This window comes from Herpetosiphon geysericola, assembly GCF_001306135.1.
Taxonomy (GTDB): domain Bacteria; phylum Chloroflexota; class Chloroflexia; order Chloroflexales; family Herpetosiphonaceae; genus Herpetosiphon; species Herpetosiphon geysericola.
The window spans coordinates 255,270-269,228 of the sequence record NZ_LGKP01000012.1 but is presented as its reverse complement, the minus strand read 5'-3'; the positions used below and the strand labels follow the sequence as shown (position 1 = coordinate 269,228).

Annotated in this window: 7 protein-coding genes and 2 tRNA genes; 3 read left to right on the top strand and 6 right to left on the bottom strand. The window is 51.0% G+C overall.

Annotation, left to right across the window (positions count from 1 at the left end; translation table 11 throughout):
- Positions 1-110 precede the first annotated feature (110 nt).
- The 3 genes from SE18_RS07480 (at position 111) to SE18_RS07470 (ending at position 4,106) form a co-directional block, all read left to right on the top strand.
- Entirely contained in the window at positions 111-770 is a 660-nt protein-coding gene (locus SE18_RS07480; protein WP_083469771.1) for a winged helix-turn-helix transcriptional regulator, read from the top strand.
- A 215-nt stretch (positions 771-985) separates the two neighbouring features.
- Positions 986-3,187, top strand: a complete 2,202-nt coding sequence (locus SE18_RS07475; RefSeq protein WP_054533810.1) for a hypothetical protein — start codon at positions 986-988, stop codon at positions 3,185-3,187.
- Positions 3,188-3,314: 127 nt separating this feature from the next.
- Positions 3,315-4,106, top strand: coding sequence for a tryptophan 2,3-dioxygenase (locus tag SE18_RS07470; protein ID WP_054533809.1), 792 nt, complete (start codon positions 3,315-3,317; stop codon positions 4,104-4,106).
- A gap of 56 nt (positions 4,107-4,162) precedes the next feature.
- Here SE18_RS07470 and SE18_RS07465 read toward each other — a convergent pair whose 3' ends face one another.
- From SE18_RS07465 to SE18_RS07440, 6 genes are all read right to left on the bottom strand, one after another.
- The gene (locus SE18_RS07465) at positions 4,163-5,938 is read right to left on the bottom strand and encodes a right-handed parallel beta-helix repeat-containing protein (protein ID WP_152976572.1); all 1,776 of its coding nucleotides are present in this window, start codon (positions 5,936-5,938) and stop codon (positions 4,163-4,165) included.
- Between the two features lie 105 nt (positions 5,939-6,043).
- Positions 6,044-6,133, bottom strand: a tRNA-Ser gene (locus tag SE18_RS07460).
- 10 nt (positions 6,134-6,143) lie between these two features.
- Positions 6,144-6,233, bottom strand: a tRNA-Ser gene (locus SE18_RS07455).
- A gap of 321 nt (positions 6,234-6,554) precedes the next feature.
- Positions 6,555-8,681, bottom strand: a complete 2,127-nt coding sequence (locus SE18_RS07450) for a serine hydrolase domain-containing protein (RefSeq protein ID WP_054533807.1) — start codon at positions 8,679-8,681, stop codon at positions 6,555-6,557.
- 306 nt (positions 8,682-8,987) lie between these two features.
- On the bottom strand, positions 8,988-12,080 hold the full coding sequence (locus tag SE18_RS28125) for an Ig-like domain-containing protein (protein ID WP_054533806.1): 3,093 nt from the start codon (positions 12,078-12,080) through the stop codon (positions 8,988-8,990).
- A 218-nt stretch (positions 12,081-12,298) separates the two neighbouring features.
- Positions 12,299-13,825, bottom strand: a complete 1,527-nt coding sequence (locus SE18_RS07440) for an adenylate/guanylate cyclase domain-containing protein (RefSeq protein ID WP_054533805.1) — start codon at positions 13,823-13,825, stop codon at positions 12,299-12,301.
- Positions 13,826-13,959 lie beyond the last annotated feature (134 nt).

Below are 13,959 nucleotides of genomic sequence, written 5' to 3'. Positions count from 1 at the left end.
TTTACACTAATAGAACATATTTGCTATAATATAAGCACTACTTCAAAAAGTCAAGCCCTAATTTCAGGTATACTTGTAGATAATCCTATTGTTGAAGTATATGTTAAAGCATGATGAATAATCGCAGTTACAATCAATATTGTGGGCTATCTTATGCCCTCGAAATTCTCGGCGAGCGTTGGACAATACTCGTGATTCGTGAGCTTATTGCTGGGCCACGGCGCTTTAAGGATTTGCTTAACGGCCTGCCGGGGATTAGCACCAACCTGCTCACCGAGCGGCTCAAACATCTTGAACAGCAGGGCCTAATCGGGCGCCAAGTGCTAGCACCACCAGCTGGCTCAACCGTCTATGGCCTGACCGATGTAGGCCGTGGGCTTGAGCCAAGTTTGCTCGAATTGGGTAAATGGGGCAGCCAATTTATTCCCGTTAACAGCGAGCATGTGCATCTGTTGAATATTGGCTCGTATGCCTTAACGCTCAAAACCTTTTTTCGCCCACAGCAAGCCCAATTCCACGAACGCTATCAATGGCATGTTGATGGCGAATTGCTGAGCGTGACGATTGATCATGGTCAATTAATCGTTCAGCAAGGGCCAAGCCAGCAGCCAGCAATCATTCTGCACACCACCATTGAGCACTATTTACAACTATTGCAAGGTGCGCTCACGCCTGAGCAAGCAATTGCCCAAGGCCTTGTCCAGGTTCAGGGTGAGCCGAGCGGCCTCACCCGTTTCCTTAGGTGTTGTGCAATTAATCCACCAGAGTAACTAGCCTTGGCCTACAATCAACAACGCTAAAGATTTTTTGCAGGCTTGACAAACCTTTAAATTCCATTAATATAGTCGGTATCGTTTCCGGAAACGATACCGACTATATATTTTTAGCAGTACGATGCAGGTTTCCGTTCCGCAGGCCCACCATATCGCATTGTTGGATAGCTGATTTCGAGGATGAAACTGGGTTTAATCGACGGAGGAACGCAATGCTTACTCATGTTTGGCGTAAACTGGCGGCGCTTGGCCTTGCCCTCAGCATGCTGTTTACGTTTATTACAGCGGCTCCCCAAGCGGCATTTGCCGCAGCACCACTCAACCAAACCATTTGGCTCCGCGCAGTTTCCAGCGGCAAATATGTTTCGGCGGATAGTAATCGCGGAGCCAATACGCCGTTGGTCGCCGACCGCGATGCTGCCAGCGGTTGGGAACAATTTCAGGTTGTCGATGCAGGCAATGGCAATATTGGCCTGCGTGCCGTGGCCAATGGCAAGTTTGTTTCAGCAGACCAAAATTTTGCCAATACACCCTTAGTTGCCGATCGCGCCACAATGAGCGGCTGGGAAGTGTTTCAATGGGTCGATGTGACGGCGGGCCAAGTGCAATTGCGCTCGGTTGGCAATAACAATTTCGTTTCCAGCGATCTCAATCTCGGTGCTCACGCGCCCTTGGTTGCCAACCGCCCAAGCGCTTCTGGCTGGGAAACCTTCAATTGGGGCATCGTTGGGGCCAATCCAACCCCAATTCCAACCACCCCACCAGGCACAACGCCTGATTTCGGCCCAAATGTTTTGCTGTTTGACCCATCAATGTCAACCGCTTCGATTCAAAATCAAATCAATACTGTGTATGGGATTCAGCAAAATAGCCAATTTGGCTCAGAGCGTTATACCTTAATGTTTAAACCAGGCACCTACAACGGCCTAAATATTCCGGTTGGTTTCTATACCCAACTGCTCGGCGTTGGCGCATCGCCAGATAGCGTCAACATCAATGGCAGTGTCTATTCAAATGCCTATTTGGGCAACGATAATGCGACCTGTAATTTCTGGCGCGGCGCAGAAGGCTTGTCGATTACGCCTGCCAACGGCACAATGCAGTGGGCAGTTTCGCAGGCCGTGCCCTTCCGCCGCATGCACATTCGCGGCAATATGAAGCTCAACCAAAATAACGGTTGGTCGAGCGGTGGCTGGATGGCGGATGTGTTGGTTGATGGCAATGTTAATTCTGGCACGCAGCAACAATGGATTTCGCGTAACACCCAATGGGGCAGTTGGACTGGCTCGAATTGGAATATGGTGTTTGTTGGCGTGACCAATCCGCCAGCAGGCAATTGGCCAAACCCACCATATACCAAAATCGATCAAACCCCGATTGTGCGTGAAAAACCCTTTGTGACGGTCGATGCTGCTGGCAATTGGGGCGTGCGCGTGCCAAGTTTGCGCACAAACAGCAGCGGCATCACATGGGCTGGCGGTTCAACTCCAGGCACAACCATCGCCATGAGCCAATTCTTTATTGCCAAACCAAGCGATAGTGCAGCTACAATCAACGCTCAATTGGCGGCAGGCAAGCATTTGTTGTTGACGCCAGGCATTTACGCCTTGAACGACACAATTCGGGTCAATAACCCAAATACTGTGGTGTTGGGCTTGGGCTTTGCAACCTTGCGCCCAACCACAGGCTTGGCTGCAATGACTGTGGCCGATGTTGATGGTGTAACGATTGCTGGCGTCTTGTTTGATGCAGGCGTAATCAACTCGCCAGTATTGTTGGAAGTTGGGACAAACGGCAGCAACGCCAACCATGCAGCCAACCCAATCGTCTTGCACGATGTGATTTTCCGCGTTGGCGGGGCCGCCGCCGGCAAAGCTTCAACCAGTTTGCGCATCAACAGCCATAACACGATTGTTGACCACACCTGGGTTTGGCGCGCCGACCACGGCGATGGCGTTGCTTGGAACAGCAACACCGCCGCAAATGGCTTGATCGTCAATGGCAATAATGTGACGATTTACGGCCTGTTTGTCGAGCACTATCAACAATATCAAGTGCTTTGGCAAGGCAATGGTGGCCGCGTCTACTTCTATCAATCGGAAATTCCCTACGATCCGCCAACCCAAGATAGCTGGCGCAGCGCGGCGGGAGTCAACGGCTGGGCATCATACAAAGTTGCCGATAACGTGACCAGCCACGAAGCTTGGGGCTTGGGCATTTACAGCGTTTTCACCTACCCCAACGTTTGGCTAACCCGCGCGATTGAAGCGCCAAACAACCCCAATGTACGCTTTCACAACATGATTTCGGTGGCAATTGGGGCCAATGGCGGCATTAGCAACGTCATTAATAATACTGGTGGCTCGACCCAACCCAATGTCAGCTACACCCCCAAAGTAACCAATTATCCCTAATTAACGCCGTTGGATAGCTCAAAACAGCGCTTGGTTGGTAGCCAAGCGCTGTTTTTTGGTAGACGCTGCTCGCGGGCTATGTTAAACTTGCGCCGCAAGCCAAAACCTGCATCCAAAGGAGTGTGCAATGTCGCAAGCATTAACCTATGCCAGTTATTTGAAAATTGACGAACTGCTAAATTTACAAGCTCCCCGCAGTCATGGATCCAATGGCCCTGAGCACGACGAATTATTGTTCATTGTGATTCATCAGGTCTATGAGCTGTGGTTTAAGCAAATTTTGCATGAGCTTGATTATTTGGGCGAACTGCTACGCGCCAACGACACAGGCCGCGCTAACCAAACCATCCGTCGCATTTTGACAATTCTCAAAACGATTGTGGCCCAAGTTGATGTGATGGAAACGATGACTCCATTGCAATTCAATGCCTTTCGTGGCTCGCTCGAATCGGCCAGCGGCTTTCAATCGCTGCAATTTCGCGAGATTGAATTTGCACTTGGCCACAAACGGCCAGCAATTTTGCAGCATTTTAGCGCCTTGCCAAGCCATGAACGGCTCGAACAACGCTATCAGCAAGCAAGCTTGTGGGATAGCTTTTTGCACTATTTGCAATTGAATGGCTATGCAATTCCGCAGGCGCAAATTGAGCGCGACGTAACCCAAGCGCTAGCAGCAGCGCCCGAAATTCAAGCAATCTTAATTACGGTCTATCGCCAAAACCCCTTGGTGAGCAACCTCTGCGAACGATTAATCGACCTTGATGAAGGCTTTCAAGAATGGCGCTATCGCCATGTAAAAATGGTTGAGCGCACAATTGGCATCAAGCAAGGCACTGGTGGCTCAAGCGGCGCGGCCTATCTCGCCAGCACGATCAAGCCATTCTTCCCTGATTTATGGGCAATTCGCGCCGATTTATAAGCCCAAAAAGTGCTCGGATCAGCAGTTGATTCGAGCACTTTAATCATTATGTCATCTCAACGGCGAGCAATTGGCACATACACCCGAATATTGCTCGGAACTTGATATTCGATGCGTGGGCCATAGTGCGGCAGTGGCTTGCCCAATTCAAACGCGCCCAAATCGGGCTGGTTATCAGTTACAAACGGATCGTTGAGGTTGGCAATCACAGCGCCTTTGTTGATTGCCACCGATGTGCTTTTCAAGCGCAAATCTGCTTCGCCAACTGGCGAGGCCACATCGACCGAAGCTGGCAAGGTAGCGTTATTTACATCGTTAAAACTGACGGTTACGCCATGGGTTTCGACCCCAATTGCTTGCAAATCGCTCAAGCGCTGATAGCGTTCGTTATTCCATTTGAAATCGGGAGCCGATGCTGAATCGCTGGCATGGTTAGTTCCCCAGCCATTGTAATCAACATCGCGAAAGCCTTCATCGGCGATGGTCATAAACTCAAAGGCATAGCGCGTGCCCAACATCAGATTATTGCGAATAATTGTGTTACGCCATTGTTGACCATCGTCGCTAAAAGCATTGCCGATGCGGGCTGAGCTATTGTGGGCAATAAACAGGCCGGTTGGCTGGTTGTGTAATTTAAACGGCGTACCAGCAAGATTAAAAAAGCTATTGCGGAACAGATAGGCAGGCCCGCCATAAATTGGCTGAACACTAATCCCCATGCGCGCATTGGTTACGCGATTATTCCAAACCCGCGTGTTGGCTTGGTTATAATCAATTTCGATCCCATCGTCAACACAAAATGCAGCATCGTTGTTGTGCACATCTTGGCCATAGGTGCTTTGAGCAGCCCATGGTTGCAGCGAAATACAATCACCAAAATTCATGACGCTGTTAAAAGCCACAATATTGCCAGTACCGCGTAAATCGATGCCCCGTTCGCTGGGAATACCTGTGCCTGGCCAAGGAATACGGCCAATAATCGTATTATCGAGCACCGTTTGATTGTATTCTTGGTGAGTTTGGCGGCGGTTGTAAATGCCAAAGCCAACATCACGAATAAGATTGCGGCTAATCAGAATATCGTGGGTATGTTGGGCATCAATGCCCCAAGCACCATGTTGAATCGTCAAGTTTTCGATAATCACAAAGCCAAGGGTTTGATTGCTCTCACCGAGGGTTATTACGCCACGGGTTGTATTGGCGCCATCGATAATCGCCCGCTGATTGGATGGGCCGCTGATGCGGATTGGCTGAGTTTGGGTGCCGCTGGTCAGAATTTGAAACGGCTGATACGTACCAGCTGCCAAGGTAAAAGTATCGCCTGGCTCGGCAGCGTCAACTGCTGCTTGGATACCCTTAAATGGATCATTGAGCGTGCCAGTACCGCCGCCATTGCCGGGAATCACAAAGCGTGTGCGCACGGTTGGGCCAAAATCGGCAAGGCTGCGCGTGCGTTTGGTGAGCGTGCGGGTTGTGCTACCGCCATCGGGGTCGGTTAATGTAGCCCGTAGTTCATACTCGGTGCCAGCATTAAGCCACATGGCGCTGGCTGCGTGATAGTTACGATTGAGGGCTGCGCCTTGGACAATCGTGCTGGGGTTGGCTCGCATTGCAGGTGCAGCAGCCCGCCAAACTGTACTTCCAACCAAGCGATATTCTAAGTTTAGGCTGCTATCGCGATCAGTATCGCCGCTGATTGCCCATGTTACGCCAATATGAGCGAAGCTGGCATCGGCGCGTAATTCGCCTGCCACAACCGCGCTTTGCGGAGCAGCCACCCCAACCTGAGCCACCAATACACCGAGAAGAAGTGCGATAAGGATGGATTTCAAGCCTGCCTCCAAAAAATTAATAATAGTTAGGCAATGAAGGCAGGATTATAGCATGGATAATTTAAGCTAAAACAAAACAACGTGAGGGTTACTCACGTTGTTTCTTGGCGGGAAGGGAGGGATTCGAACCCTCGGAAGGTGTGACCCTTCGACGGTTTAGCAAACCGTTGCTTTCGTCCACTCAGCCACCTTCCCGTATCTATGGTGGAGGAGCAGGTGGGATTCGAACCCACGAGGGCTTTGACACCCTAACTATTTTCAAGACAGTCGCCTTCAACCGCTCGGCCACTGCTCCGGACGAAATTCGTATTTACTTGTTTACGAGGCGTAATTATACCAGCGAAGCGCTTGCTTGTCAAATTCTGTGCTGCTGGAGGTTGAGGATCAGGGTTTAGGGATCGGTTGATCGTGCGCTTGTTTCACCACCCTTCCGTCCCGCCAGCGGGAAACGCAGGGGGTTTTCATCCCCCTGCACCCCCAAATGTTTCTCCGTGGATTATTGATATGCTTTACTTCCCAACCTTCGTGCTCTTTGTGCCCTTCGTGGATCAAAACTTCGCGTTCTTCGTGGTTTCAGGTTTTCCAGACCCCGATTCCCAACAACCGATCCCCAGCGTTATTGCTTGCGAGTAAACAGATAGGTTTCGGTGCCAATATCCATCGTCAAGGTTGGTTGGTTGTTGGCATCAACATCGGTTTTGAAGGGAATGCCAGTGAGTGGTGGCGTTACTGAGAGGTAGCCATCAGGCTCGCCTTGTTCGTTCAGCAAGGGCTTAAATTGGGTCTGAATCGCCCCAATATCGAGCCATAATTCCTCACCATTGAGCAGCAAGGTCACATCGCCCAAGGCTGGGTTGGTATAGTTGCCCAACAATGGCTCGGCACTGGCAGGGTCAAATTCGGGTGCAATTTGTTTGCTGATTTTGCCTAGCGATTCGTCGATGGTTTGAGCGCTATAGGCTGAGGTTTCGGCGGCTTTGCTTGGTTGATTGAAGGCTAATTCAAAGTAGCGGTCGCTAATGCTGGTGGCAAAATGGTTGGCATATTGGCCGTTGCTCAACACAACAATCCCAATCTTGGCCGCTGGAATAAAGGCAAACTCCGATGAGAAGCCAAAGGTCGTGCCGCCGTGGGCAATAAATTCCAAGCCATGATAATCGCTGATCATCCAGCCCAGCCCGTAGCTGGTTTTGGCATCGATCGCAACTTGCGGCTCCCACAATACATCAAGATTTTGATCGGAGACTAAGCGCTCGCCGCTAGGTGTAATGCCATGATTGAGCAGGGTAATCAAGTAGTTGCCCATATCGTTGGCCGTCGACCATTCGGTTGCGCCTGCTGGAGCCACGCCCTTGATCGCGAATTCCATACTAATTGGCATGGTTTGGTAGGTTGAAGTGGTCAGATCCAAGCCATGGGGCAAGGCATGGTTGGGGCTGGCTTCAACAACTGCTTGCTCAAGCGTAGTGTTGTTCATACCCATAGGTTTGAGCACCCGTTCGGTGAGTGCTTGGGCAAAAGTTTGATCAAGCTGCGTTGGATCGCCACCGCTGGCAGCTGCTGCCGCAAAGCCACCAATTGCGACCATCTGATTGCTATATTGGAAGGCCTCACCAAAATCGGTAAAAAACTCAAAATCAGCAACCGAGGCAATAATCCCTTGAGCATCCAAATCTTCGGCGTTGAAAATCATCTCGAAATCGCGGCGCGGCACGCCAGTACAGGCACAAACCAAGTGACGCACGGTAATTTGCTTGGTGCGCTCAGGATCTTTAACTTTGAAGTTTGGCAGCAGATCAACAACTGGTGTATCCCAATCGAGCTTACCTTGATCGACCAAGGTCGCCATCAATAAGGTCGTTAAACTTTTGCCTGTTGAGCCAATCATCAGCTGGGTATCTGCATCGATGGGTGCTTGTGAAACGACGTCGCGCACGCCAAAGCCATTGCTATAGACGATTTTGCCATCTTGGACAATCGCCACGCTTACCCCAGGAACCTTATATTTGGCTTGCTCAGTTTGAATAAAATTTTCTAATTCGCTGATCAGTTCTGGCCCAACATCAACTCGTTGATCAGCAGTAACTATAGTTTTGTTCAGTGCCAAAATTGTATAGCCCGATTGAATGATGCCAACTTGGGATTGGCGTTTGGCAATCGTGGCATTATCGCCTTGAATCAACATCAAATAGGCTACATCTTCGTGCAATTGAGCCATTGCCACCGTCGATTGGCTGGGATTTTTGGTATCGTAGGCAGCAACCAAGGTTTTTTCGGCTCCGTTGGGCGAAGGCACTTCTTGGCTATCATCGGGCGTGAGTTTAAAGCTTGGGTCTGCTTGTTGCCAGCCCAATTCAATTGCTTTGGCAAGGTCGGCTTCCTCAACACTTAGCAGAGCAATCTTTATTTTCTGCTCAGGATCGTTGAGCCGCACAATTCCAGCTTCTTCGGCAAGTTGCCAGTTGGTAGGAATTGGCACCGAGAATAATTGGCTGGTGCTGGTATAGATCGTTGAGCTTTCAACACCAGCACTTGGGCTGCTTGGGGCCGTGGTGGCAGTAGCGGCGCTGGTTGGTACAGCAGTTGCCGCACTTACGCTGGTTGGCGCAACCGTCGCAGTTATTGCGCTTGTCGCGGTTGATTGGGGATTAGCAGAAGTACAACTGGTTAAGAGCATTGCCGCCGTCCCGGTCAGCAACATCCAGCGTTGCCATTGGGGCAAAAATTTAGCAAAATTCGACATAAACTACCTTTCAACCTAACACAATCCAACAATCACGTTTCCAAAAGAACGTTTATGAACATTGCAGTGATTGCAGAAAGCATAGTTGATTGATAGCTGCTTGAGCTAGGTTAATAATGCTGAATTGCTCTCGCTCAAAATACAAAGCTAGCCACTCAATCTAGCAGGTAGGCTCTCGTACCAAAGATCGAGACTGGCTCATCTTGTTTAAGGATTAGCGTTTCAAACGGCGCTGAGCCTCTCGTCCACTAAACAAACGAGAGGCTCAGCATAGAAAGTTCGTTTAGCAATTACGAACATTATCGATCATGGTATCCAAACAAGATATAGCGGGGTCGCGCTATAGACGCTGCCATGAAGATCCATAAATTCGACCGTTAGTGACTGGCCAGCTCTTGGCAGTAGCACACTTGCTGGAACTGCGACCAAGGCCGCCTGCGGCTGGCCATTGATTCCATATTCATAGCGGAATAGCTCAGTTGTGCCAGCCCGTAACACCACCGCATCATCCACGAGTCCAGGTACAAGGCTCGTCGGGCTGGCCGAAAGCCAATAATTCCCGCCAACTGACATGAGCGTTGGCAAGGTCATTGTAGCCGAGGTAAAGACAAATCCAGGAGTGGCAACTGGACTCGTTGGGACAGCTGACGTTGCTAAAGTGGCAATCACGCTGGGTTGGCCTTTGGTCACAAATGGCACATATTGAATATAGTTGACTGGTGTGCTAGTTGGCGTGTTGGTTGGGGTATTCGTCACCGTTGGCGTGTTGGTCGGCGTATTGGATGGCGTTGGGGTATTCGTCACCGTCGGCGTGTTGGTCGGTGTGTTGGATGGTGTTGGGGTATTCGTCACCGTCGGCGTGTTGGTCGGTGTATTAGTTGGCGTGTTGGTCGGTGTATTAGTTGGCGTGTTGGTCGGTGTATTAGTTGGCGTGTTGGTCGGTGTATTAGTTGGCGTGTTGGTCGGCGTGTTGGTCGGTGTATTAGTTGGCGTGTTGGTCGGCGTGTTGGTCGGTGTATTAGTTGGTGTGCTGGTTGGGGTTGCTGTTGGCGGCACAGTATTCGTCAGGGCAAAACTAGCTGGCTGCGCAAGCGCCGGGCTAACATTAGCGGTAACTGTATAACTGCCATCGATGCTATTAGCAGTAAACGCGACGCTAGCTTGGCCATTCGCATTGGTCAGCGCCGTATTGCCGTTTGGAAAGCTTCCGCTGGCCCCACTGGCTGGTGCATTAAACGTAACTAGCACATCAGGAATCGGATTATTGTTCGAATCCAGAACCGTGGCTTGAAGTTCGGTTGCAAAAGCCGTATTCAGCTGCGCACTTTGAGGTGTACCCGCAGTTGCGCTGATACTGGCTGGAGTTGGGGCAACAATCGTCACCAGCCCGCTCGCGCTGGTAGCACTCTGCCCATCAGGATTGGTTACGGTGATGGTTCGTAAACCCAAGCTAGCACCCGTTGCGACACTCATATTCAGCGAAATTTGGGTTGGGCTGATGTAGCTGACGCTATTGACCGTCACGCCACCGCCATTCACACTGGCCGCAATGCGATTGGTAAAGCCAGCGCCAGGATCATAAAAACCAGAGCCAAGGCTTGAAGTGCCAGTCAGTGTAATCGTGGTTGTTGCGCCTTGCTCAACTGTGGCGACACTACTGCTTGAAGGAGTCGCTGGTGGTGGGGCGAGCACCTTAACAACTTGCACGCCATACGAATCGGTTGCATTGGTAAATTCTTGAATTGTCCACATAGTCATGTCGTCGCTGGGGTCAAGGTTGGTGTATGAGGTTGGCCCCCAGAATCGTCCAGTAGTTCTGCCAGGATCGCCTGCTGGATTATAATCAAACGTGGTGGCAGTATACGGAGTTGGCGCTTGGGTTGTTCCAAGTGGGTCACTAGCTAGGCGGCTGGTCATTGCTGCGTCAATGCGGGCGTTAACTCCTGCACGGCTAAAGCCGAACACAGCATGGCCTTGGCCAGAGACAGCAACCGTTGGCAACCAGTAAAAAATCGGGTTGGTTGCAGCCGAATCAAAAATGGTGCCTGCTTGCCGTAAACTTGGGGTCGTGGTGAGATTTTGAATCTCATACCAGCGCACTGAATTGCGGGCACCTGTTGCCGTACTGGCAACCCCTGAACTATTCGTTCGAAAGCTGTGGGCCATCCACAGGCGACCATTACGAATCATCGCGCTATACAATCGATCATCACTGCCATCAAGCTGACCGTTTGCCCCGCCAGTATTACCGAGGTGAGGAACCCGCGTCGGAAATGTAGTAGTAGGAACTGTCAGCGAAATATTGCCAGACAACGTCGGTGTGCCAGCAGGATCGTTCACCCGCCGAAACATAAGCGTGCTAAACGTTGCATTGTCAACGCCAACAAAATAGCCCTCGGTTGCAGTTGCGTCGAAATTATCAACTCCTTGGGGCGCAAATGGGCCAGCACCAGTTCCACCAGCAACTAAGCCAACAAACGAGGTAACAACAATTGGCCCAGCACCAAGAATCGAACTTTTGCGCACGACATAGCCATTTGTACCAACCAAGCTACCACTGGTCGAAAACAGATTAGCTCCAATGTACAGCGCGTTAACATCGACACCTAAGCTTGGAAAATCCATCACATCGGTGGCACTGCCTTGAAAAAAGAAAAATGTCCAGACAGTGCTTGGGCTAATGACTCCAGCACTGGCAGCATCGCTCACTGCAAGCAGCATCCGATTAGGCTGAGTGCCGCCTTGACCAGGCAGATCGATCGCGGTCAAGATCCAGCGCTGGGTTGTGCGATCATAGCGAATGCGTGGTTCCCTGGTGAGATTATTGGCGATCGGCGGGGTCATAACCGAGGCAAAAAAGCTATCCAAGCTGCTATCAATCACACCATCGGCAACTCCAGTGGCTTTGCTGAAGCTGCGCACCCGACCATTGATAGCCACGACAAATTGGCTTGGCCCAACTGTGCCCATGGTACTTGGCGGAAAGCTACTGCTATCGGCCAGCGTTGCCCCAGTAAAATTGGTGCTCAAGCTTACTGAGGCTGTAGAACCAGCTACAGCAAGCTGGGCTGGAGCAGCAGGGCCAATCAGCGGCGGCCATTGGCCAACTCCAAGGGCTTGATGATTTTCGGCCAAATGCTGGCGATTAACCTGAAAGCGCGGCGTGGACTGGCGTAGGGTTGCTGGCGATCGATCAGCGTGCGCTTGGCTAGCCATAATCGCCGCAGTCGTCCGTTGCACGCCAAGCATGCCAGTTTGCGGCACACCCCGCGTTTCGCCAACAGCCAGTGATCGAGGCGCAGCAGTGAACTCAGCCCGAGCACGAACGCTGGTGTCGGTGTAGGCCATGGTTACGAGCAGAAAGGTCATGATAATACAATGAACCGGCTTCAACCGCATGAAATTCTCCTTGCACTGTGGATGAGCATTCGATAATGGTCGGAAAAAGCGCCTGCGCTCTCAGATTCAGCGCTCATTGCAGCAGCCTGCGATTCAGGCAAACGATATGCGTGGCTTGAGGGATGAAGCAATCGTAGCATAGTTCATCACCCAATGCAGCTATGAGTTTTACCCCTGCTCAAGCAAGGCTGTTAGGCTTGATAGTTTGTAACATTGGCTCATTCAGCGGAATGCAAGCTAAAAATCGGGGTTGGGCTAACTTTGCCTTTTAAATTGATTGTACCCAAATCAACACAACGCAACTGGGTATGAATTAACTGTTGCAAACCAGGCTCAAGCAAAATCTGGTCAAGTTCGGCGGCTGCCATCAAGCGCGCAGCAGTATTGACCACATCGCCAAGCAAATTAAACTCGCGTCGCCCACGTGGCTCGCCAATTTCGGCGGCAAAGGCTGGGCCATAGGCTAGGCCAATTTTGCAACCAATCCGTTGTTGATAGTTGCGAAATGCTAAGGCTGGAGATTGTTCAACTAAGCGTTGGATTGTAAGTGCAGTTCTGGCTGCCCGCAATGCATCATCAACATGCGCCCCAGTTACCCCAAAATGAATCAAAATATTCGAGCCAGATTTATCGTAGGTAACGTTTTTGAGCATGCCGCCAGTTGTTTCTACCGCTGCATTGATCAGCGCAAAAATGCGCGAATAGGCGGTGATCAGCAAGGGTTCTTCAGCAGGGTCGAGATATTCGGGCGCGTCGCTGATGCCGCTCAGGTTCATATAAATCACTGGCAGTTTCAGCCATTGGGGCGGCACTTTGCGCTGGGCAGCGGTTTCAACCAACAAACCCAACACCGATAAAGGCAAAAAACTAGCCAATGGCTCAATCGCGGTCAGCATTTCTTCAATTTCGCGCACCAGCGCCTCAACGCTGCGATCGAGCAAAAATCCGCCAGCTTGGCGCCGTTTGGTCGGGGCAATATCGTACTCGCCCAAGGTTTGCTCGGCCAAATCATCACAGACCAAGGCATAGCCATCTGCCAATGGCTCGCAACGATACAAACCAGCAATTGCGGTTTGGGCAGCTTGGCTCAAGCACACGCGGCCAACTTCGCCAGCACCCTCAGCATATTTGGTGGTTTGCACCGCCTCGCCCAACAAGACATACTCCATGCGTTTGGGCGTGCCAATATCGGCGGCAATAAAGCGCCCACGATGCAGGCCAATCCGCATGCCAAGCGAAATAACTCCTTGCGGGGTGGTTAATTGATGAAATTGAGTCATTGCCCGTTGCATGCGCAGCCCTGCCCGTACAGCCAACGCGGTATGGTTGCGCTCACCATCAGCAGGAAACTGCACCAGCATCGCATCGCCTGTCCATTCCAATAAATTTCCGCCAGATTTACTGATAATTTCGACCATCTGGGCAAAATAGGTATTCAACACGTTTAATACTTGGTCGGTGGCCTGCGCATCGCCGTGGGCATCCATCAAGCTGGTAAAGCCCGCCAAATCGGTAAACATCAATGTGCCTTCTTGCCATGCAGAACGAGCGATGCCTGGAGTTGGCGGCGTTTCGGCCACAAACCGCGGCACATAATCGCCAAGCATGCGCCGCAACGTGCGCAAATGCTCAAATACCTGAATTAAACGCTCAGGGATTGGCTCGACCCAAACTGAGGCATACAACATTGCTGGCAACAATGAACGGAGCCGCGGCTCAAGCAAGGTTAATGGATGGGTTGGCATAGTCCGACTCCTTGACCACAGGATAGATGCAGCTCAAGTATACAGCGCATCGCACACAGCAACCACACAATCTCTTCATTAGTTCCTCACACTCGCTGGCTAGAATGATAAGCAGATTGAATCCTATTGTGGAG